General features: G+C 58.4%; 22 protein-coding genes, 1 tRNA gene and 1 pseudogene. 11 read left to right on the top strand and 13 right to left on the bottom strand.

The features are described 5' to 3' along the window. Window positions 1–6 precede the first annotated feature (6 nt). The 4 genes and pseudogenes from ACYQ0L_RS09830 to ACYQ0L_RS09815 form a co-directional block, all read right to left on the bottom strand. Window positions 7–828 (bottom strand): annotated as a pseudogene (locus tag ACYQ0L_RS09830) (calcium-binding protein); the annotation flags it as partial. A 311-nt stretch (window positions 829–1,139) separates the two neighbouring features. Further along, on the bottom strand, window positions 1,140–1,733 hold the full coding sequence (locus ACYQ0L_RS09825) for a hypothetical protein (protein WP_459788930.1): 594 nt from the start codon (window positions 1,731–1,733) through the stop codon (window positions 1,140–1,142). A 10-nt stretch (window positions 1,734–1,743) separates the two neighbouring features. Continuing rightward, window positions 1,744–2,394, bottom strand: a complete 651-nt coding sequence (locus ACYQ0L_RS09820; protein ID WP_459788929.1) for a hypothetical protein — start codon at window positions 2,392–2,394, stop codon at window positions 1,744–1,746. Window positions 2,395–3,355: 961 nt separating this feature from the next. Continuing rightward, window positions 3,356–4,084 (bottom strand): CPBP family intramembrane glutamic endopeptidase, encoded by a 729-nt coding sequence (locus ACYQ0L_RS09815; RefSeq protein WP_459788927.1) that lies wholly within the window; start codon window positions 4,082–4,084, stop codon window positions 3,356–3,358. A 320-nt stretch (window positions 4,085–4,404) separates the two neighbouring features. On the opposite strand from ACYQ0L_RS09815, the gene ACYQ0L_RS09810 reads away from it, so the two are divergent. The 4 genes from ACYQ0L_RS09810 to ACYQ0L_RS09795 all read left to right on the top strand — a co-directional run bounded on the left by ACYQ0L_RS09810 (window position 4,405) and on the right by ACYQ0L_RS09795 (window position 8,617). Next, window positions 4,405–4,902, top strand: coding sequence for a hypothetical protein (locus ACYQ0L_RS09810; RefSeq protein WP_459788926.1), 498 nt, complete (start codon window positions 4,405–4,407; stop codon window positions 4,900–4,902). Between the two features lie 27 nt (window positions 4,903–4,929). Beyond that, the gene (locus tag ACYQ0L_RS09805) at window positions 4,930–5,337 is read left to right on the top strand and encodes a hypothetical protein (RefSeq protein WP_459788925.1); all 408 of its coding nucleotides are present in this window, start codon (window positions 4,930–4,932) and stop codon (window positions 5,335–5,337) included. Between the two features lie 45 nt (window positions 5,338–5,382). Beyond that, window positions 5,383–6,081, top strand: coding sequence for a hypothetical protein (locus tag ACYQ0L_RS09800; RefSeq protein ID WP_459788924.1), 699 nt, complete (start codon window positions 5,383–5,385; stop codon window positions 6,079–6,081). Between the two features lie 115 nt (window positions 6,082–6,196). Next, on the top strand, window positions 6,197–8,617 hold the full coding sequence (locus ACYQ0L_RS09795) for a mechanosensitive ion channel family protein (protein ID WP_459788923.1): 2,421 nt from the start codon (window positions 6,197–6,199) through the stop codon (window positions 8,615–8,617). Between the two features lie 178 nt (window positions 8,618–8,795). Here ACYQ0L_RS09795 and ACYQ0L_RS09790 read toward each other — a convergent pair whose 3' ends face one another. From ACYQ0L_RS09790 to ACYQ0L_RS09775, 4 genes are all read right to left on the bottom strand, one after another. After that, complete coding sequence (locus ACYQ0L_RS09790; RefSeq protein ID WP_459788922.1) at window positions 8,796–9,143, bottom strand: hypothetical protein; 348 nt, start codon at window positions 9,141–9,143, stop codon at window positions 8,796–8,798. Between the two features lie 96 nt (window positions 9,144–9,239). Next, entirely contained in the window at window positions 9,240–10,397 is a 1,158-nt protein-coding gene (locus ACYQ0L_RS09785) for a site-specific integrase (RefSeq protein ID WP_459788921.1), read from the bottom strand. Between the two features lie 278 nt (window positions 10,398–10,675). After that, on the bottom strand, window positions 10,676–11,989 hold the full coding sequence (locus ACYQ0L_RS09780; RefSeq protein WP_459788920.1) for a VapE domain-containing protein: 1,314 nt from the start codon (window positions 11,987–11,989) through the stop codon (window positions 10,676–10,678). Beyond that, window positions 11,982–12,269 (bottom strand): hypothetical protein, encoded by a 288-nt coding sequence (locus ACYQ0L_RS09775; protein WP_459788919.1) that lies wholly within the window; start codon window positions 12,267–12,269, stop codon window positions 11,982–11,984. The genes ACYQ0L_RS09780 and ACYQ0L_RS09775 overlap by 8 nt, the downstream gene beginning before the upstream one ends. Window positions 12,270–12,686: 417 nt before the next feature. On the opposite strand from ACYQ0L_RS09775, the gene ACYQ0L_RS09770 reads away from it, so the two are divergent. Next, window positions 12,687–12,962, top strand: a complete 276-nt coding sequence (locus ACYQ0L_RS09770; RefSeq protein ID WP_459788918.1) for a helix-turn-helix domain-containing protein — start codon at window positions 12,687–12,689, stop codon at window positions 12,960–12,962. 235 nt (window positions 12,963–13,197) lie between these two features. Here the strand turns inward: ACYQ0L_RS09770 and ACYQ0L_RS09765 are convergent, their stop codons facing one another. Then, on the bottom strand, window positions 13,198–13,566 hold the full coding sequence (locus ACYQ0L_RS09765) for a hypothetical protein (protein ID WP_459788917.1): 369 nt from the start codon (window positions 13,564–13,566) through the stop codon (window positions 13,198–13,200). A 100-nt stretch (window positions 13,567–13,666) separates the two neighbouring features. After that, entirely contained in the window at window positions 13,667–14,002 is a 336-nt protein-coding gene (locus ACYQ0L_RS09760) for a hypothetical protein (RefSeq protein ID WP_459788916.1), read from the bottom strand. 338 nt (window positions 14,003–14,340) lie between these two features. On the opposite strand from ACYQ0L_RS09760, the gene ACYQ0L_RS09755 reads away from it, so the two are divergent. Both ACYQ0L_RS09755 and ACYQ0L_RS09750 read left to right on the top strand, forming a co-directional pair. Beyond that, window positions 14,341–14,883, top strand: a complete 543-nt coding sequence (locus ACYQ0L_RS09755) for a DUF7662 domain-containing protein (RefSeq protein ID WP_459788915.1) — start codon at window positions 14,341–14,343, stop codon at window positions 14,881–14,883. Window positions 14,884–14,889: 6 nt separating this feature from the next. Next, window positions 14,890–15,048, top strand: a complete 159-nt coding sequence (locus ACYQ0L_RS09750; RefSeq protein ID WP_459789031.1) for a helix-turn-helix domain-containing protein — start codon at window positions 14,890–14,892, stop codon at window positions 15,046–15,048. Between the two features lie 131 nt (window positions 15,049–15,179). On the opposite strand, the gene ACYQ0L_RS09745 is transcribed toward ACYQ0L_RS09750, so the two are convergent. Then, a complete protein-coding gene (locus tag ACYQ0L_RS09745; protein ID WP_459788914.1) occupies window positions 15,180–16,415 on the bottom strand; it encodes a DNA cytosine methyltransferase in 1,236 nt (411 codons plus the stop codon). A gap of 167 nt (window positions 16,416–16,582) precedes the next feature. On the opposite strand from ACYQ0L_RS09745, the gene ACYQ0L_RS09740 reads away from it, so the two are divergent. Continuing rightward, window positions 16,583–17,848 carry a ParB N-terminal domain-containing protein gene (locus ACYQ0L_RS09740; protein ID WP_459788912.1) on the top strand — a complete coding sequence of 422 codons (1,266 nt, stop codon included), beginning with the start codon at window positions 16,583–16,585 and terminating at the stop codon, window positions 17,846–17,848. Continuing rightward, window positions 17,848–19,251, top strand: a complete 1,404-nt coding sequence (locus ACYQ0L_RS09735) for a DEAD/DEAH box helicase (protein WP_459788911.1) — start codon at window positions 17,848–17,850, stop codon at window positions 19,249–19,251. Before ACYQ0L_RS09740 ends, ACYQ0L_RS09735 begins: the two co-directional genes overlap by 1 nt. Window positions 19,252–19,395: 144 nt before the next feature. On the opposite strand, the gene ACYQ0L_RS09730 is transcribed toward ACYQ0L_RS09735, so the two are convergent. Then, window positions 19,396–19,471, bottom strand: a tRNA-Thr gene (locus ACYQ0L_RS09730). A 112-nt stretch (window positions 19,472–19,583) separates the two neighbouring features. Beyond that, the gene (locus ACYQ0L_RS09725) at window positions 19,584–19,871 is read right to left on the bottom strand and encodes a helix-turn-helix domain-containing protein (protein WP_459788910.1); all 288 of its coding nucleotides are present in this window, start codon (window positions 19,869–19,871) and stop codon (window positions 19,584–19,586) included. A gap of 190 nt (window positions 19,872–20,061) precedes the next feature. On the opposite strand from ACYQ0L_RS09725, the gene ACYQ0L_RS09720 reads away from it, so the two are divergent. Then, on the top strand, window positions 20,062–20,400 hold the full coding sequence (locus tag ACYQ0L_RS09720; protein WP_459788909.1) for a P-II family nitrogen regulator: 339 nt from the start codon (window positions 20,062–20,064) through the stop codon (window positions 20,398–20,400). Between the two features lie 11 nt (window positions 20,401–20,411). Beyond that, window positions 20,412–21,749 carry an ammonium transporter gene (locus ACYQ0L_RS09715; protein WP_459788908.1) on the top strand — a complete coding sequence of 446 codons (1,338 nt, stop codon included), beginning with the start codon at window positions 20,412–20,414 and terminating at the stop codon, window positions 21,747–21,749. Window positions 21,750–21,844 lie beyond the last annotated feature (95 nt).

Here is a 21,844-nt window from a genome sequence, read left to right as displayed (position 1 = left end):
GCCACCGAAGATGTCATCATTTCCGGTGCCGCCAACGATCTTGTCGTTGCCACCTTCACCGAAAATGATGTCGTTGCCAGCTTCGCCATAGACGATGTCGTTGCCCGAGCCGCCATTTATGACGTCGCCCTCGCCGAGCAACCAGTTCTCGTCGCCGCCCCTGATGATATCGTCGCCGTCGTTGCCGCTTATACTGTCGACGCCAGCATCGCCCGACAAATTATCATCGCCGGCTCCGCCGCTAATTCCATCGTCGCCAGCACCGCCATGAATAGTATCGTCCCCATCTCCCCCGTCTATTTCATCGACGTCGTCTCCTCCAAAAAGGATGTCTCGGCCATCTCCTCCCTCAATGCGGTCCCTCCCCTCGCCGCCATAGATCGTATCCGCTCCGGCTCCGCCGAACAGATGGTCATCGCCATCATACCCCCGAATTGTATCATCGCCTCCGAAGCCGTAGATATAATCGTAATCGTCCGTCCCACCGACGGCGTTGTCACTCGAAGAACCAACGTAGAGTATGGGGCCCTCAACGTTTCTGGAGCGAAAATCCACGTTCTCACGAACAACGCCATTAATCTCTTCCGGCCCTCCCTCACGGTCCACAATAGCGTTCTCGATATATCGCCCTTGGGTATAGTCTCTCCCGACTATTAAATTGCTACCGCGCGCGAGATAGCCGACTTCCTTGGGTATACCGAGCTGCTCGAACCAGGGGTTCACGTTGTTGACATTGGTTCCGCGAAGATCTGCAAATCGGGGATCGTCGTATGATCCAGGAATTAAAGCATGCCCCAGTTCGTGGAGAAGGATAGCCTCCCAAGGCATCTTATGCGCCTTGCCAAATTGGTCCAAATAGGTGACGTCATTGTCGGGATTGAGCAGGAGGTTGCCCGATCCAGTCGGTTCGATCGCCTGCGAACCTCCGGCGGTTCTGCGTATTCTTATTTTACTGTCAGGGTTCGACGCGATCCATCTGTCGACCCAACCGCGAAACAAAGACGAATTGAGGTAAGAATGCAGAAAGGATCGAAACACGTCATCATTGCTGACCGCGCCCCCGAAGCCCTCGATGTCCAACTTTGCTTTGATCTCTGCTTCACTCAACATTTCGCCCCCGATACATGAACTTTACAATGTTACTCTATTGGCGAAACCTCTACTGGCCTCAAATTTCCACCTTCGAATAACTTCGAAGTATAAATATCACCTTGCCCATCTTGTCCGAAAACTCGACAATGTCGTTGAGATTTTTCAAATTTTTCCCCGTTCATCGCTACCACATCAACGCATAATCGGAGATTTCCGTCATGATGCTGCGCGACTTCCCAATTTCCGGCGTACTCCATGACATCAATTTGAGCAAACCAGCCACTCCAAGAATAATCTTCGTAAAAATACTCTACGAACGGATTTCCTGACAATGCCTGACTTTGCTCCAAACGCCTCCCTGACATTAGCTTAACCAATTTATCATTTTCGTTATTCTTTAAAAATGAAATATTCACTTGAGAATCCGACGAACTGCCGTTGTTAGAAACATCCACACTGCTTCCGCAGGCACAAAGCGAACCTGTACCTAAAATTGCGAATGCGGAATACAAAACCCTGATGTTTTGCTTGATACCATTGAGCAACGACTTCACAATAACAGATGCGTAATTCGGACACAGGTCCATTTTTCTGTATTCGATCCTAAACATCGGAGCAGTAAGGCCATCCGATAAGATCATTGCACAGCCCTTAGTTATGGCGATGACGCGCATACATTTCGCCGGAAATAGACCCGCCTTCTTGAGTGAAGCGGAGCCGAAACAGGTCGTTTCGATTTTTGAAAAATTCGACGCATTCGACCGTTTCTTGACGGTTTTTGTCCCCGAAGACGCAAATATTCGAGTCGTTGATTTCGAAATACCGGATGTCGTACACGACGGCTTCGCCAGAGGTGGCGTACACGATCTTCTCATCGCCCCTGAAAAGCAATGATGGAGATAGCGACCGCTCGTCCGCTGGAGCGAACCTGCTGAATGGCAGAACCGACTGCAACTCCAACCTCGACAGCGGACTTTCATCTGAAGCTTCCATGTCTCGCCCCTCTTTATCCGGCCTGGACTGGTCGCCCGAAATCGTCCGCAGTGCTTGCCCCGGCCTATTCTCAGCTGCTGCCGGATTGCTCGTGTCGCTCTTCGACCCCGTCTCGATGCCCGAACCGCATCCGGACAAGGCCATAGCCCACAGCGCGGCGGCAATCGCGGAAACACCCGGGATCGTGCCCTCCGGCCCTAACTGCACGCGCAGTCCACGCTGAATATTTGACAAAAGAGGCAGGATCAGCGCGCCAAACTGTGCCCGGCCCAGCAAAACGCCAACCATGCCCTGACAAAGCGACCGCACGTCTTACCCCCTCGCGAATCCCAACCTAAATCTGCCACAATTATTGCGTCGCGCAAGTGGAAACCTCATTTATTTTCAAGTTTTTGGAAGACGTTAAGCGCCGCACTCGAACCATACGAAAAAAACGAACGGACTGGTTAATAGAGAATTCGGCATAGTCAGTACCAGACACCGCCATTTCGGTCCGTCCGCACACCCGAATTCCAGGCTAGCGCTTGCACCCGCCTTATCGACCGCCTGGCCGATTAGGCTGAGAATGTACTGGATGATCCGCCGCTGCCCATTCTTGATCTCAGCCTGCGTAGCCCTGCCCGGTTGGATGCGGTCGCACGGAGGCCAGCTCGCACGGGGCTCGCGAGAAGTTACCCCGGAGGCGCTCGAAAAATGTCGACACAGCTTCCCGAGAAACTGCGCGACGAGAATTCCACCTTACGAAAAGCCTATCTGCGGATGATCGTGAAGCGCAGGCAATGCTGGGAAGAGGGATCGCCCGAGGCTCTCCGCGCCTCGAAGGCGCGGTTCCCATCTTTGACCAGAAGTGGTGCCGCTTACAGGACTCGAACCTGTGACCCCATCATTACGAAATCAGGGGGAAGGCCCGCGCTTTTCATTTATTATCAGAGCCAAACTCATCGGATTCACACATCAGTCCTACTGCTCCCAACGATATCCCAAAGTGGATTAAACGAAGCTCTCGGGCACCACCTTCTGAAAGCTCTTTGGCCCGCTCGACGTCGCGGCAGCGACCTCAGGCTACCCCACTTCCGTCAGCTTTGCGCCCCCATCCCGGTGATTGTAGCCTCGACAGGGATCGCCCGAAAACCGACAATCTCGGCTGTCGGAATACGCTCCAAGAGCGAGAGCAATTCAGGGAAAGACAACGTTCGAACACGTTCCGCGTACCCTTCGGAAGTCGGGTTTGATCGTTCCAAGATGCGGGCGCAAGGTGGACTTCGCGACCTCATCTTGTGCCGACGAGGACGATAGCGAAGGTCGTCCAGTCGTTGATGATGTGCGCCCCTGCCGAAACCCAAAGGTTCTTGGTCTTGAGATAGGCCAGTGTCAGCACGATCCGGGCGCTGCCGATCACGATCAGACACTGCAGGATGTTCCAGTTGTATGTCGGTAGATGGATCGCGGCAAACCAGACTGCGGTGATCAGCCAGGCGGCGATGATCGCCGTCCTGCGCGAGAAGCTGAGCTTTTGGGTCAGTAGGTACAGGAGAGCCAGGAACGGTATGATGCTAATCAGCTCTTCCCCGACCAGCTGCGGGATCGAACTGGCGAAGAACAAGATTTGAAATCCTGCATCTCCCGCGGCCAAGCTTGCGATGCCCGCGTTACGCTCCGCTTCGACAAAATTGACCGCGGCGAGGCCAAGCGGGATGGCGATGGAGTAGTTGAGCAGCGCGAAGCCGACCATCCAGCCGATGTCCTTCCATGCGACATGCCTGAACAATGCGGTCCAATGTTTGCCCGCCACGAGTGCCAGTCCGGCGAGCGGCAGGATTACCAGTAGCAGCGAGGGGACCGCCTGCCATGACCCTTGTGAGAAGACCGGCAGCCGGGCCAGCAGTATACACGCCGCAAGCGCCACGGCCGCCAGCGGGACCAGCCATTCCTTTCCGCTGATCCAGACCGGGGCCCCCTGATAGTAGGGAAAATCCGGCGACAGATCGTTTCCGTTCATACATCCAATCCTCGTAAGCGACGCCCGTCACAGATACCGGCGCGAAGAACACCTCCGAAATTCAGCGAATGCTCCTTCGCATCAGTAGAAAAAATCGCATACGGCAATGCTTAATAAGCATTTACTCTTCTTCCGATTGCCAAGGCCGGTTGAGCGTTGTTATAAAACAGAAAACCGATTCTCTCCATCTGCATTGATGGAGATCGATTCTGCTCGAGGCTGGTGGCGTTATACTGCCAGGTGTGCAGCATCGATAATAGCGGAGTGTCGCAAGTCGGTAAGGAGGCCTTATGCCGCGAAGAAGAGCTAGGATCGCCACCATGGGAATTATCGGGCTGATGGCGCTGTCCCCTTTCAGCGCGACTATTGCTCAGAGCGATGGCCGCGATCGCGGCTATTTCGGCGGCGTCGACCTGCACCTGATTTGCTATGGCGAAGGTGCCAAGCCAAGTGTCCAGAGCGTCCCCACGCTGCACTGGAGCCGCCGCCACCACGAGTTCGATACCGACTATGCCACGATCATGACGCGGCGTGAGTTCGACAGCATGGTGCAAATCGACATCCACGGCGATGACGGACACATCTGGTTGCCGCGCAAGCTGATCCCTCCGATCCACTCGGGCGGCACGGATGGTTGGTGGGAGCTCGACGATCTCGACGTCGGCTATTCCGAGATCGACGCCAGATATCGTCTCAACGGGCTGAACAAGCCGAAGATCAGGATCGACCGCCGGACCGGCCATATCAGGATCGATGGAATCGAGGATTTCCGCGGCACTTGCGAGGAACACGAGGAAGGCGGGTCCCGGCGTTTCTGACGGGACCGCGGAAAAGAGGAAGGCCCGATGCGCACAATCATTGTCCTGACACTCGCGGCCGTTTCTTTGGTTGCGTGCGACCAAGGCACCGATGACACCGATATCGACGCGGTCACACCGGCCGAAGCCGAAGGGCCTTCAGGCGAGCCGGTGGCGGAAGAAACGCCGGCTATCGATACGACCGGGGCTGCAAGCCTTGCGCCCCGCATCCCGGTGTTCAACGCAATCTGCGGCCCCGGCATCGAAGTGCATGCCAACGAAGGCGGCCCGGTCTTCATCGACGGCGAAAAGACCACGCTCGAAAAGTTCAACGACAATTACTTCGAGGCCAGCCTCGACGGGACGACGATTTCGATCTCGTTCAATCCCGACGAGTCTTTGAGCCTGACCTACACCGGACCCGACAGGGCCAACGGCATCTGCACCTTGCAGTGATGGCCGACGGGCCTTGTCGCCGACGATTGAATGGGAGCAAAGACAATGATGTGCCGCCAGCAAGCCGTTGCCGCCGTATGTATCGCCGTCGCCGCGACCGCTGCGCCCGCAGCCGCGCAGGAGGCGCCGCGCATCTTCGCAGGCACCAACGGCGAGATCGAGGCCACATTCTCCGAGAACAATTGCGTCGTCTATTACGACGCGCGTGGCCAGCGCGAGCGTGCGAACGACCATTGCAGCCGGGCGCAGATCGCGCGTGCCGACACCGGCGTCGCCTCCTATCGTCGCGAACAGGGGATGGACGGCTTCCCCGGTCGGGAGGCACCGCGCGGCGGATTCGGAAATGATCGCGGCGCATATCACGGTCCGCCCGAAGTCGTGATGGACCGGCACGGGCGCAGCCACGTGAATGTCGGCGGAGCATGCATCGTTTACTACGACCGCGACGGCGACCGGGATGAGACGAATGATCATTGCTCGCGCGCCGACCGGCGCGAGGCCGACGATGCGATGAAAAGCTATCGGCGGGAGCAGGGGAAAAGCGAGAGGCACCGGTCGGGTTACACCTTCGGCATTCCGGTCTTGCGTCTGCGCAACGGCAAGTATCAGGCGACCGTCTCGGGCACCTGCACGGTCTATTTCAACGATAGGGGCGGCATTCTGACCTGGTTGCCCGATTGCACTACTGCCGAGAAGGCGAATGCCTCGATCGCGGTGCTCCAGTATCGCCGCAATCACGAGTGAGGCTGGGGCGTCAAGCCAATCGTGACCTGTGTGCAGGAGCGTATTCGCAGCGAACCGCGTCGTCGCTGCAGTTCCGGTCGGTCAGAGCGCGCTCGGGCTGGGCCTTATGTCTAGGATGATCGACCACTCTCGCAACCGGATTGCTTCCGCACCTTTCCACTATGCCCTCATGATCGCGGTGGTGCTGGTCGGCACGCTTTTGCTCATTCCCGGGGCGGCAATTGCGCAGGCGAGCGACGGCCGTTCTTTTGAAGCCATGCTATCCGGGTTCGACCAGCGGGCGGAGCGGGCACGGGCGCTTCTGCGCGACCGGGAGGAGAGCCAGTCACTCGTCTATCAGCGCGAGCTCGCGGACATGCGCAGCACGCTCGCTGCCGACCGCGACCGGGCGGCCGAGCTGGTCGCGCGCGGCACGTTTCAGACCCGCCTTCTCGATGCGCAGATCGACGCGCTCGGCGCGCCGCCCGCCGATGGTGAGACCGAACCCTCTCCGATCGCGGACCGGCGAAGCGCGCTGGAAGACCGGCAGGCAGGCGCGATGCAGCCCCTATTGGACTTGCAAGAACGCCGGGCGCGCGCCGCGTTGTTGGTCGCCGAGTTGGATGCGAGGTCCGAACGCATCGTCAGCGATCAGCGCTACGAAAGAGGGCTATCGCCGCTCGATCCGCGGATCTGGGGCCGCTCCGTCCGGGAATTTCGCTCTGGTCTGAAGACTCTTCGCACAAGGAACGGAGTCGTCGAGAATCCGCTCTCGTTCCTTCTTTTAGGCTTCGGCAGCATTGCGGTGCTGGGCGCAATCTCGATCTGGATCGGGCATCGCATCTGGCACGCCCTGGCGGCGAGGGTCACCCGGCGGCTGACGCAAAGCGGGAGCGTGCTTCGCCACCTGCTGCTGCTGGTTGTGCTCGATCTTGTCGCGGCCCTCGTATTCCTCATCGGGCTCGCGATCAGCGTGTCGATGTTCATCGTGACGCTCGTCGCCGTGATAGACGCTGATCACGTCACATTCGTCGCACTGGCGATCGGTCTTGCCTTGGGAATCATCGTCCTGGGAAGCTGGCTGGGCCGCAGCGTTTTCGCGTCCCCGATCCGCGAGCTTCGCCTGCTCGCCCTCCCCGAAGAGAAGGAGACGAAGGCTGCTGCCTTGGTGCGCCTCCTCGCGGTCGTGGTTGCCGCCGAACTGCTCATTGCGAGCTTGGAAGAACAGGCGATGATCGGCATCAACATCGCGCAACTGCTTTCCTTCGCGCTGGTGCTGGCGGGCGCCGCGCTGACCTGGCGCATGGCGGCGCTGCTTGTCGATGCGCGGCGTGCCGCCAAGGAGCAGCAGAGTGTCGCTCCCGACCACAGCGCCGTCCTGAACTTCAGCGGGACGATCGCGAGGATAATGAAAGTCTTCGCCATTGCCTCCCTGGCTGCGGCGCTGGTCGGCTATGCCTATCTGGCCCGTTATATTCTGATCGCAACGCTTGCCTCGCTCGCGATCGTCTGCCTCGCGGTTTACGTCCACCGATTTATCGGGCTGATCGTCACGACGCTCGCGGCGGCTCCGCTGCACCAGTACCGCCGACTTCTGCACTTGGCGCCGCTGCTTGTCGGCTTCGTGCTCACTCTGCTGGCTCTTCCGATCCTGGCAATCACATGGGGCTATAATGCCAACGCCATCGGCGATGGCGTCATGATGCTGAGAAACGGCATCGAATTCGGCGACGTGCGCCTGTCGGCAGGCGATGTGATCACTTTCCTCGTGGTGTTCTTCCTTGGGTATTTCCTCACCCGCTGGATCCAGCGGTTCACGAGGATCGCCATCATTCCTGAATTCGGTATGGATACCGGCGCGCAGGCGGCAATCATCACGTTTCTCGGCTATGTCGGCATAACGCTCGCTGCCTTCATAGCGATCGCCGCGACCGGGCTGGACCTCTCGAGCCTCGCCTTCGTGGCGGGTGCCCTTTCGGTTGGCCTCGGTTTCGGCCTGCAGTCGGTGGTCGAGAACTTCGTTAGCGGCATACTCTTGTTGATCGAGCGGCCCGTGAAGGTGGGCGACTGGGTCGAGGTGGGCGAGCATTCGGGGATCGTGCGCAGGATCGCGGTGCGATCGACCCACATCGAGACCTTCGACCGCCACCAGATCATCGTGCCAAATTCGCAGCTCATCACCGAAGTGGTGAAGAATCGCAGCTTCTCGGTCGGCCCTTCGCGTATCATCGTGCCCGTTGGCGTTGCGTATGGCACCGACCTGGAAAAGGCGCGCAATATCCTCCTCGAGATCGCGAACGCAGACGAGAAAACGCTCGACTATCCTGAACCGCAAGTCGCGATGGACGGCTTCGGCGACAGCGCGATCAACCTGAAGATTCTGGCCTTCGTGCCGCACGCCACCGACGGCGCGCCCACGGCCTCGGCACTGAATTTCGAGATCGCGCGCCGCTTCGAGGAAGAGGGCATTTCGATACCCTTCCCGCAACGTGACCTGCACTTGAAATCACTGCCGGCGAGCTATGGCGCACAGCCTTCGTCCGGCGGCGAAGGATGAGCTTATCAACTTTGGCGTCCGGGTCGGGCAGAAGGCCTTGCGTGCTGATTACCTGAAACCGAACGGTTCGCTATCGGCCCCATTGGCTGCTTTCACATAAACCGCATTATCAATCTCTGGCCCGTCCAGGTGGATGCAGGCATACGATAAGTGAGCGCCAAAGCGTTAAGCGTTATCGCTAGACCTTGATTCCTGCCGCGCCTGAAGGCGACCAAGTGGGGTGATTGCGATACTTTCCGGCATCGTCCTTGTACCAATCGCATTTGGCCGGGTCAGGCCCCGTAAGCTGAGAGAGGGTTTTGCCCACATGCTTGCGATTGAAACCAAGCTTACTCAACACACCGATGATGCGCGGACCTTCGAGGACGCCTTCATCTATGCATGCGGTGATTAGGACCCGAGCCGTGTCATGTCTGCTCGCTTTCGCACCGCAGTCGCGCCAGAGTTGATGGAGTCTTTGGAAGAATGCGTTGGTAGATTCGTTCGTGCCGAAGGGGTCGGATTGCGTCTTGTCGGTACTGGTCATTTGAATTCCTTAGCTGCCGTCATTCGGCAAAAAAATATGAAGGGGTAGCCCCTCCGCGTCGGGTTAAAGCCGATCGCGGAGGGGTTGGTTTTGGGATTAGTTATCGACGCCTGCCATCTGAGCGGCACCGGCCTCGACTGCATTCATCAGCGTTGCATTGGCAAGGTGCGAGTACCGCATGGTGGACTGGTAGTCGGCATGCCCGAGCACCTTGCCGATCGTCAGGAGATCAACCTTGGCGTTCGCCATGAACGACGCCGCTGAGTGGCGTAAATCATGGATGCGCAGCCCCGAAAGGCGAGCTTCCTTTCTCGCCGTCGCCCAGGTTCGCTTGATCGAGTTGTAGGGCTTGAGCGTTTCCGGGTTCGGCAGGAGCCACGGGCAGCCCGGTATCTTCACCAAGCCCTCGATGACGGCCACGGCTGGTCCCGATAGGGGCACCCACCTCGCCTTCCCCGTCTTGCTGTCAGGTATAAGCCATGAGCGAGCCGCAAGGTCGACATGCTCCCACTTGGCAGTGAGCAGCTCCGTCTTCCGAGCTCCCGTATACAGCAGCAAACTGACGATCGCCCAAAGCTGCGGATTGCTCGAAGCCTTGCAAGCCGTGAGCAAGCGTTGAGCCTCGTCCTTCGTCAGATAGCGCTCGCGAGCATTATCGAACTTGAACCTCGGGACACTGCGGACAGGATTGGTTTCAGCGCCGGGAATCTCCCACTGCCTCGCCAGTTCGAAGGACCGGCCCAGCATCATGCGCAGCTTCTCGACGGTGGCGGGTGCGAGCTCCTGCCGCTTTTCCGCGAGCCATCTCGAGATGTCGGCTGACTTGATCTCGTCCAGCCGCATGTCGCCCCATCGCGGCAATAGATGTGTGTTGATCACCGCCTCGGTGTTCTCCGGTCGTTTGAGGTAGGTGCGGGCGTGGTGAATATGTTTCTGCGCGAGATCGGCATAGGTCGGCACCTTGCGCTTCTTCGCCTTAGTCTCGGCTGGGTTCCCCGCCATGACCACTTCAGCGCGCAACTTCTTCGCAGCCTTCTGAGCGGCTGCGAACGTGATGTCTTCCCAGCGACCGATCTTGACCTGCCGCTGCCGTCCGTTGGGATCGATGTAACGCAGAGCGTATGTTTTCCCGCCACTGGCGCGGCATTCAAGCAGGAAGCCCGTTGTCACGGAATCATAGTAGTCGACCTTCGTTTTGCCGTAGGGGCAATGAGCTTCGGCGCAAAAGGCCGCATCCAGCCTTACCTTAGGCATGGCAAATTCCTTTCGTGAAAGTGTGATAGCAAAGGCACGAGGAGCGCGGCTGGGGCGGCGGCAGGGGTAGGCCCCATCGACTGCCCGATCGCTCGCCAGCGCGGCTCTCTCGCCGCCTCTGCATGGTTTTTTGGGTCGACGCGCGGCTGGTGGTTTTGGCCGTGGAGCCGCAACGTCGGTGATGTGGTGAAAAGTGCCACCCCCTCCCCACCCCCGCGCGACCTCAGGGTATCCTCGAAAGGCATGTGGTGGGGGGAGGGGGCGGCGAATTCGAAAGACTAGGTGAAGACCTCTTCTTGCTCGAAGTAGTCCCTCGCATCCGGATCGGGGGCCTGACCCCACGGGATAGGCCAGCGATTTTGACCGCGAATGCGCTTGCTGTCGCCCAACAGCTTCCGAAGAGCGACATTAGCTTCCTTCGACTGACGGTTGCTGGGATTCTTGATGCCCAAGGCATGCAGAACCTCATTCGCCGTCAACCTCGGATTGCTTTTCCTGTCCTTCAGTTCCAAGTGCAAGGCCGTCGTGATCCTCGCCTCGATCGCGCTGACAATTGAGTGTCGGCTGTTGATCTCGTCGAGGGTAGTCTCTTCTTCCCTCGTCAGGTGCCAGATTGCATCCTTGTCGCGAGTTGCCTTCAGTTCCGCGAAGACTTGCTGCATGTCGATGTCGTGCAGGTAGTCGATTTCTTTGACCGCAATGGTCCAGAATCGACTGTTCCCGGTGTTATCGAGCAGGAATTGCGGATCGTTAACCGATGCGCCGAATATGGTGGAGCGGGGATATTCCTCCTCGACTCTACCATAGGGCGGTCGGATCTTGTCCGTCGTATCGGTGAGAAACGCCTTAAGCGCGTCGATCTCGCGCCTGAACGAACCTTCGATCTCACCCAGCTCGACAATCCTGTGCCTAATAGCGGTCAAGCGAGCGTCTTTGTGCCCGCCGTCCCAACTGTGGCCCAGCTTCACGACATCGTCGCGCAGGTCAGAGGGACCGACCAGCCGAGCGAACCAAGCAGTCTTCCCGATGCCCTGCCCCCCTTGAAGGGTCAGGACGCCTCTTGCCCGAAAGCCCGGCCCCTCATACGTCGCCGCAACGATTGAACGCAGCCACTTGATAACAAGCGCGGTGCGCATCGCGTGCGGGTAATCGTCTTCGGGCACGAGCGTTTCCGCAATGGCAGCGAGACGCCCCTTCGAGTCCCAAGGCTTACTGTCGATCCAGTCAGCAAAGGGGTCGTAAGGTTGATCACTGCCGAGCGCGAGGATGTAATCTCGCACCTTCGCGGGGGACATGCGGTGACGGATCGCCGGGTTTTCGATCTGGGTCAGCATTGCCGCTGCACGAGCTACTCCGGCGACCTTGAAACCAGGCAGATCGATATCGACCCTTTTCTTGATCGCGTTGAAGCGAAGCTCGATCCCATAGCACTGCAACAGATGCTCAAAGTTCTCCAAGGTCGGAGGAATACCCTTCCCGCCGTCGGATGGAGGTAGGGGCCAGCTCTCCGCCTTGATCTTAACCGCCGGAATGGCCGAGCCGTTCGAAAAAGGAGGGCCCGAAGGCCCCCCAGTCTGATGTGGATCAGCCATTCACTCGCTCCATTAGCTGAAGCGTGTGGTCCTTCTCGAAATACCAGAGCTTGTGTTGCTCTTCCTCGATCAGGGCCTGCACGCGCGCTTCGATGTGCGCTCCGGAAATTCGGCCTGCCAATTCGACGATCTCAGCATCATCGGTGAGGCCAGATTTGATTGCCGCGACCACGAAGCTCTTCAGCTTGTCGCGGTCCGCTTGGTCCAGTTCGAACTTGAGCTTCTGTTGCTGCCACAGGATTTTCGCACCTGTGGAACTCATGGTTGTTTGCGTGTTCATTTTGTTTTTCTCTATTTTTTACGCATGGTTGACTCTCCTGTTTGGAGAGGACGGAATGTCCTCGCTTGAGGTATTTTCATGGGCCCAGGCCACTTGGCCGTTGCCCGTTCAAATCGGATTTACGCGACCGCGACGCTGACGGTCTTTTCAATGAGCTCCGACACGCGCGTCTGACGGTCGGCATCCCGATCTCAGCTGGGACAAAGCTGGTTCGCGCTGTGAGGCTCAACGCTGGCAGCATTATAGCTCTAACCGGCGGAAATTGTTGATGAATCTACTTTCCGAATGCATCGACTGAAGGCTCTCTCAGCCTAGTTATGCATTTTTTGCATTGCTTTCGATCGACCTTCCGGATTGATGCGACGGCTGAACCTGCGAAGTGATTCGCAGCGGCCAGAACCTCGGGAAGGTGCAATAATGAAGGACATCTCGGACATCCGGATCGTCTGGCTAGAGACGTTCATCGCCGTTGCCGAGCTGCAGTCCGTGACCAAGGCAGCCCAACGGCTCAACATCTCGCAGTCCACCGCCAGCCGCAACCTAGCGCGATTGGATGCCGCCTTGTCCCGGCTCCTCTTGACGGGTGATGTTCCTCCGTCGCTCACGAACGACGGGTACGCATTTTTACCAATAGCCGAGCAGATCGTGTCCTCGCTCAAAGAGTGGACTGTTCCGGTCAAGCTTCGAGGCTAGCGGGCTTTCGGCACATAGGCAGTCAGCACGCCCATCGAAAATAGCGTTAGCGCCAACGCGGGATGCGCCTGAGCAATGGACACTGCAGCGAAGAGGATCAGCGCCGTAATCGTCGTGGCTGGATGACGGACCAAGGCCCACAAGAGCCATGCGGTGACGAGTACGAGGCCTAGGGCAATGGCCAGCCGGAGCAGCGCGAGCCCAAAGCTGGCCAGGAGGATGTACCCAAGCAGCCTCACGTTGCATGCTCGCGGCACAGCTCGGCGAAGGGTGAGCCGTCGGCATCCTCCACCAGCAATATGAATGCGAAGCCATCATTGCCGACCGTATAGAGAAGCTCCCACCAGCCGGAATGATGCTCGATCCAGTCCCAATCCGGTGTATCCGGCAGGTCTTCCATCCGCGATCGAAGCGGGCTGAACCCAATTGCGTCGATCACCGCTTCTTCAGTGTCGACAGCTTCGATAACCAGCACGTGCGTTAGGTCTTGCAGGCCGCAATGCAGCGTGTCGTCCAGGCGATCGCGGAGCAGGGTCTTTAGTGTAGGATCGATCGGCTGGTCGAGGATGGCGCGCAAGGCGTCCATGTCAGGCAGGTCATACATTGGGATTTCCTTTCGGCATAAAAAAAGCCCGCTCGGATTGAGCAGGCTGCGTGGTGTGTGTTGGCGGAGAGCCTAGGTCTGGTGGCGTTGAGTCAGAGAGCTATCGGCCTTCGGCTTTTTCGGCATGATTGCGACAGATGGTCAGCAAGGTGGCATCGATTTCGGATCGATCAGGAATGAGCACCACGTGCCCAAATCCGTCGTCCGACAAAACGAACACTGCTTCGAACCAGCCGCTTTCTGCGATGATGAACTCCCAGCACTCGAACGGTCGCTGCCGGACTGTCGCTAGGTCTGCTGCGCTGTCACCCGGCTGGATGATAAAGAGCCAGGCCAGGTCGATCAGGGTGACGTAGCGTTCGAGGATGGGTGGCGGGATGAAGGGATAGGCTTGGCTCGCATGCGCCAGCGCCTCATAGCTGGTGAGGATAATCATCTCGGAATCTCCAATGAAAAAGCCCCCGGAAAACCGAGGGCTGGATGGTGGGTGGAGGGTTTAACCGCTCCATATAAGATACCGAGATTTGCGCGTCGGCTTTGCAGCACCAGATGCCGATCGTATGGTTAGCGAAGGCGATGAGAGGCTACTAAATGCAGGAAGGCAGACCAGCGCTCCAGAAAGGTGATCTCTTGGCGCGTGGCTTCACCTCGGCCTGCGTCTGGCAAAATGACGCGGGCTGCTTGAGGCGCTCTGCCACCGTCCCTGATCGACCAGGTGTCTACGCGTTCTGTAGGGACGCTGAAGTGCTTTACGTTGGACTCGCTTGGAAGAGCTTGGCCAGAAGACTGTATGGCTATGAAAAACCCGGCCCCTCCCAGAAGACCAATAGGCGGCTCAATGAGCTACTGCTGGCCAGCGCCAGTGCCGGAAACAATGTCGAAGTCCTGATCGCTTCACCTCCTAATTTCGACTGGAACGGCTGGTCGATCAGCGGCGCGGAGGGGCTTGAAGCGGGCTTGATCAGAGACTTCAATCTCCCGTGGAATGTTCGAGGCGGGGTTATTGAGGCGGCGAATCCTGATCGGGTTGTCGCACCGGATACCGAGCTAAGCCAAACATCCGTTCCTACCCGTCACGGCGGCAAGTACGGGCCCTTGAGGACCTATTTGGAGGATTGTCAGCGCGACCGGGTAACTCTGACGCTCCGGCAAATCGAAGAGTTGGTCGGCAAGTTGCCAAAGTCAGCTTCACTTCACCTCGCATGGTGGGGAAACCACGAAGGCAACACCCAGGCCAAGGCTTGGATGGGCGCGCGCTACTTGGTCGAGGCAAACCCGCCGGGTCGTTCCGTGACCTTTCGAAAATTCGAGTACTAGTCGGGCCTGTCTGTCGTTAAGAGCGGCTGGTCGCAAGCCGGAGAGGCTGGGCTGGATCGGACCTACGTGAGCGGCATCGAGCGGAGGGTGAAGAACCCCACGGTCACGGTCATTGAGCGGATCGCGAAGGCGCTTGGGTGTAAGCTTGGCGACCTGCTGGACTGACGGACTTCCATAAAGGATACCGAGGTTTGCGCATTAACTGGCTAAGCAAAGCTTGGTGAGCGACCGGCCATCGGCCCTTCGAAATCGCCAAATTCTTTAAACTATTCCCCGGTTTCGGCGTAAGCCATTATCTAAGCGGCACGCCGGGTTATCTGGCAGGTAATCGTGTTGTGGCGTCGAATGTGTTTTGCAACTTGAACACCGATGGCCTTCGCCATTGGCACCGGCACCGCATTCCCGACCTGCACAAAGTGCTTCATCATGGCTCCGCCAGCAAACTGGAAGCGATCTGGAAATCCCTGCAGCCGTGCAGCTTCGCGCACAGACAGCGTTCTATCCTGAACGGGATGGATATATGCGCCCCAATGTGGATCGCATTTGGTTAGCAACGTGGAAGCCAGACCAGTCCGCTCAAGTCTTCCGTATCGCTTTGTATGATCCTGCGGATGCGCGCGCTGCATTCCGGCTGGGAGCAGATCAAACGGAATAGAACGCCAGTTCCCACCTTCGGGAATATGGACAATGCGGTCCATGTTTACCTTGGTGAGCCGGTTGCAGACGTGATTAAAAATTTTCCTCGTCCCGCGACGCGCTGCTCGCTGATACTGTGAGAACGCGACGCTCCCAGCCCGTGTCATTTCGAGTTCGCCCCCTCCATTCTCGAGAGCAGGAAGATCGCCGATCGCTTGCCATACGCTGATTAAACGCTGTCGAGCCGTTAGGGGGCGCTTCTGGTGCACGCGAGCATGGATACGAAAATTCGGAGACCAATGGGTCGGCTCGGGAAGCATCTCAGCGGCAGGGCCTACACGGCTGGCAACAATAATGACCCTGCGCCGCACTTGCGGCGTACCAAACTCTTCAGCTGACAAAGTCCCGACGGCTACATCGTAGCCGAGTGTCCTCAAACGCGCCTCGATCTCGCGTAGTATTGCTCCGCCACCAATCGAGCGAATTCCAGGGACATTCTCCATCACAAGCGTCTTGGGATTGAGACCCCCTACCAAGGCAAGATAGTGCTCGAAGAGGCGGGCGCGCTCATCCTCAGCGCTGCGCTGATGGTTGTTATGGCTGAAGGACTGACACGGAGGCCCTCCAACGAGACAGCCTAACTCGCCCGGTTCCAAACCCGCATCATCAAGAATGTCGCGGGCATCGAGATCGCTCACTTTTCCTTCGAAGAAACTCGCCTCCGGGAAATTCAATCGGAAGGTCTCGCCTGCGGCCGCGTCGAGATCATTGGCTGACAACACACCCCAACCTGCATCGCGAAAACCAACGCCAAGGCCGCCCGCACCCGAGAAGAGGTCAACACAGGCCAGCTCGGCCTCGATCGCAATGCTGCGCTGGAAATGGCGGATGTCCATGAAGATTCACTACATGTTCCGATTACCCGAGGGAATCCCCTCCGGTCAACGGCAGACATCTTTCCCAAAAAAGCTCGATCCTTGACACCTCCCCACCCTGCACTTACCTACCTCTTTGATGTTTTTGCCTTGCCGAAGCTTGCTCAGACAAGAAAGGGATATTGGAAATGGATGCCGTGACCACGAACGTGTCGACCGAAAGTAACACGAAGATGGGCGATAAGGACGAGAATCGGGTGTTCATCGAGCGTATCGGTACCCACGAGTTCGAGCTCATCGAGACCCAGCTTGATGTCGATAGCGAGGTGCGCCTTTGGGACGCGAACCCTCGCATTATGCCGGATCTTCCTACCCAGGGGATCTCGTCGGAAGATGACCTTATGGCGGCTCTACGAGCCAGTACGGGCTATGATACACTGAAAAAGTCCATCTCGGACTTGGGACAGATGGAACCGATCTACGTGAAGAAGGTCGGCGATAAGTATCTGGTCTACGAGGGCGCTACGCGCCTTACCATTTTGCGCGAACTTCATAGCAAGACAGTTGGCGGTGTCGACGAAGGCAAGTTCAAGAACGTTCGCGTCCGTGTTCTTCCGCCTGAGTTCGGCGACCAAGAGCTGGCCATCCTCCTCGCACGCATCCATGTGCGTGGCCCGAACGTGCGGCAGTGGGGACGCTATACCCAAGCGAAGTTTATGTACGACACGATCGTCGGCATCGCCGGCAAACCGGCCGTGATGAACCAGGCGCAGATGGCTCGATTCATGGAGAAATCCGAGAGCTGGGTTAATAGGCTTAAGTCTGCGTACGAGTTCGCCCGCCATTTCATCGACTACGTCGACGCCGAAGACATCGACGGTGAGCCCACCGAAAAGTTCGTCGTGAAGCGCTTCAGCATTCTTGAGGAAATCAGCAAGGCGACTGTGATCGGTCCGAAGCTTCGCGACTACGACAACGCCAAGTACGACTCCCTTCGCGAAGAAGTCTTCGAAATGGTAAAGAACGACGTCTTCAAGGAGTACCGTGACGCTCGATTCATCAAGGAATTCCACGAGGATGCTGATGCTTGGGACCAGTTGAAGTCGGGCGAGAAACATATCGCGCACGACCTAGCTCGCGAGATGAACGCGAAAGAACGCGGCGCGAGATCGAAAGTTGCAGCAATCCCCGCGCTGGTGAAGCGTGCGATCGAGCGTGATGACACCGAGTTCGAAGAGGAGGACATCGCGTCCCTTCAGGAAGCCATCTCGGAAATGCAAACACAGGTCCATCAGGGTGTGAAGCCTTTCCGGGTCGAACTCCGTCGCATGACCGAAACTCTCAACGAGGCCAGCAAGTCGGACATCGAAGCCTTGGAAGCCGAGGAGGTTGAGAACTTCGCCGAAGCCTACGAATGGTTCACCCAGCTCACAGAGAAGTACGGGAACGCCTGATGAACTATGAACTAATGGAGCATCAGGAAACGGGCGTCCGGTTCCTGACCGACAAGCAACACGGCTTGTTGGCATTCGAGCAAGGCTTGGGAAAAACGCTCGTAGCCATCGATGCGTTTTCCCGCCTGCTACAGGACGGGAAAGCAAACCGCTTGGTCGTCATCTGTCCCAATTCCCTGAAACGAAACTGGGAGTCGGAGCTGGAGAAATTTGCGCCACACATGTCTTCGGAGATCATCGAAGGCACACCTCAAGCTCGTCGCCGGAGAATGATCGACAGTCGCGCTCGTATTTTGATCCTTAGCTACGAAACTGCGAAAGCGGAGGTCGTAGGCCTCAAGTCGATCCTGCAAAGGCAAAGTTGCGTGCTGGTTCTCGACGAATCTCATGCAACCAAGAACTGGGCTTCTTTGACTTCGAAATCAGCGAGGGAAATCGCTCCCTTCGCGAAGTATCGCTGGCTGTTGAGCGGCACACCCGTCACCAACCACGCATCCGACCTGTACACCCAGTTTGAAGTGCTATCTCCCGACAACAATCCGCTCGGCTCCGCTGAGGCGTTCCTCGCGGTGATGGAAACGGACCCATCGGGCAGCGGCTTTCGCGACGAGATAGATTCCATGGTCTTTCGGAGGACCAAAGAGGAATGTTTGGACCTTCCAGACAAGACGTTCGCTGACGTCTATGTCTATTTGCCCCCTTGGCAGCGCAAGCTTTACGATGACATGAAAAATGAGATGGTCTGTGAACTTCAGGCCATGTCCGGTGAGGAATATCGTACCTTCGCCTCAACGGCATTGGTGCAGCTTACGAGGCTGAGTCAGATTGCAAGCAATCCCGGTCTCATTTTCACAGAAAGCATGGATAACCCCGCCAAGTTCTCGATGATTGAAGATGTTCTGTCGGATCTTCTCTCAGTCCCGGGAAGGAAGGTCATCATCTGGTGCAATTATGTCCGTTCTATCGAACAACTTCTGGAGCGCCTAAGTTCCCACAACCCGATCGCATTGTACGGGGCTATTCCGGGGCCCGATCGACAAGAGTTAGCGAAAAGATTTCAGGAAGACCCTGATACTCGTGTGCTGATTGCAAACCCTGCCGCAGCGGGGACTGGCTTTACACTGACGGCCGCAAACTACACGATCTATGAATCGCTCTCTTGGAGGTATGACCACTACGCGCAGAGCCAGGATCGCAATCATCGAATTGGCCAAGATTTCCCGGTGACCTACATGCGACTTATCGCTGTGGACACGATCGACGAGGCAATTATCCGCGCGCTTGAGCGAAAGTCGGGCTTGGCGAAGTCCTTGCTAGGCGATGCTGACGTAGGGTCTATGATCTCGCAGTTCACGAAAGACGAGATGATCGATCTTCTGACGAACAACACTTTGCCCAGCTAAGACAATCCGAAATAGGGGTCACTTTATAGGTCAGTCGGTCCGCGTGCTCGACGTTATCCCAAAGCCCACCCACTTCAGTCCCACGGGCGCACCCAGCCGAACGGCCTTTCGCCTTACACCGGCGCGCGGATAAGCTGAGAGTGGTGGTGCCGCTTACGTGACTCGAACACGTGACCCCATCATTACGAATGATGTGCTCTACCAACTGAGCTAAAGCGGCATTCCGCGCGGGAGCGACGCCCTTATCGCCGTGATGGCGTGGGGGCAAGGGGAATGCGGCCCGGATCGCAATTCTCCTGCGAATGCGGGCCGACCGGCACGTCGAGACCGTGTCAGGACGGCGGCCGGTCGTCGAGAATCATCAGCAACCGCACGAGCTTGGCCACCGGGCGCGGCACCCCGACGCGGCCTTCGAGCCACAGGCTGACGGTCGAGCGATCTACGCCGATCTCGCGCGCCAGCGCGGCCTGGGTGTGAAAGCCCAGCATATCCATCGCCTCGCGCAGTTGCGCCGGACGCATCGAGGCGAGCAGCGGGTCGGGCGCGCTGGCGAGCGCCGTTTTCGCAGGTGCAGCAGCGTCCGCGAAACCTGCGACCGATGGTGAACATTTCACATCCATGGGCAATGCACCCCCCTCTCAAAATCGCGCCAAATCAAGTTGTTAGACTGCCACCCTTTAGAGCGGACCGCCAATTGACGGTTTGACCAATATTGTGCGATGCATCATAAATGACAAATCCGTGACCCTTCAAGCAAGAATTAGAAGGGGGCGGGTGTTGTCGCTGAAATTTAGCTGCCGAGGGGGGCACATGAAGCTGATCGTCGCCATAATAAAACCATTCAAGCTCGACGAGGTCGTCGAAGCGCTCACCAGCGTGGGAGTGACCGGGCTGACCGTTTCCGAAGCCAAGGGTTTCGGACGACAGAAGGGCCACACCGAGGTCTATCGCGGGGCCGAATACGACACGAGCTTCGTGCCCAAGGTGCGAATCGAGACCGTCGTGGCCGATGATGTCGCGCCCAAGGCGATCGACGCGATCGCCGCTGCCGCCAAGACCGACGCCATCGGCGACGGAAAGATCTTCACGCTCGACGTTCCGTCCGCACTGCGGATCCGCACCGGCGAGACCGACGAAACCGCGCTTTGAGGGGGCCAGACATGATACATAAGATGAAATACCTCGCTGCCGGGGGGCTTGCCGCCTTCGCAGCTGCTCCCGCTCTGGCGCTTCAGGCTCCGGCCGAAACGACGGAAGCCGTCGCTACCATCGCCAAGGGCGACACCGCCTTCATGATCATCGCCACCGTGCTGGTCATGCTGATGATCGTCCCCGGCCTCGCGCTGTTCTACGGCGGGCTTGCGCGCACCAAGAACATGGCCTCGGTCCTCACGCAGGTGCTCGGCGTCGCGGCGCTCGCGATGATCATCTGGGTCACCTACGGCTATTCGCTGGCTTTCGGCGGCGACAGCCACGTGGTCATTTCGGACTTCAGCAAGATCTTCCTGAAAGGCGTCACCTCCGATTCGGGCGCGGCGACCTTCAGCGATGGCGTCGAGATTCCCGAATACATCTTCATCGCCTTCCAGATGACCTTCGCCGCGATCACCGCCGCGCTGGTCGTGGGCGGCACGATGGAGCGGGCCAAGTTCTCGACCATGATGGTGTTCACCGCCATCTGGCTGACGATCGTGTATTTCCCGATCGCGCACATGGTGTGGGCGACCGGCGGCCTGATCTTCGAATGGGGCGCGCTCGATTTCGCAGGCGGCACCGTGGTCCACATCAACGCGGGCGTCTCCGCGCTGGTCGGCTGCCTGATCCTGGGCAAGCGCATCGGCTATCCCAAGGAACCGATGCCCCCCCACTCGCTGACCATGACGCTGATCGGCACCGGCCTGCTGTGGGTGGGCTGGTTCGGCTTCAACGGCGGATCGGAGTTGGAAGCGGACGGCGTGGCCTCGCTCGCGGTGCTCAACACCTTCGTCGCGACGGCTGCGGGCGTGCTGTTCTGGATGCTGGGCGAGAAGCTGACCGGCCACAAGGGTTCGCTGCTGGGCGGCTGCTCGGGCGCTATCGCCGGCCTCGTCGCGGTCACTCCGGCGGCCGGCAACAGCGGGCCGTTCGGTGCGATCCTTCTCGGCGCGGTCGCTGCGCTGGTGTGCTTCTGGTTCGTCACCATGATGAAGCCCAAGCTGGGGCTCGATGACAGTGCGGACGTCTTCGGCATTCACGGGATCGGCGGGATCGTCGGCTCGCTGGGCACCGCCTTCACCATGATGCCGGGCCTCGGCGGACCGGGCGATGCGGACTACGCCGCAGGCGCGCAGTTCATCATCCAGGCCATGGGTGTCGGTGTCGCCATCGTGTGGGCCGGCGTCGGCGCCGCAATCGCATGGTTCATCGCCAAGCTGGTGACGGGCGGGCGCGTCTCCGAAGAAATGGAGCGCGACGGCCTCGACCTCAGCGAACACGGCGAACGCGCCTACAACTACTGAGTACGACTTAGGACCGGCAGGGGTTCGCGATCACGGCACAAGAGACCGGGACGCGGCCCCCGCCGGAAGAGGGGGGAGAGGGCGATTGTCCAAGG

The sequence above is a fragment of the Alteriqipengyuania triglochinis genome (assembly GCF_054655655.1).
This window is presented reverse-complemented; position numbering and strand designations above follow the sequence as displayed.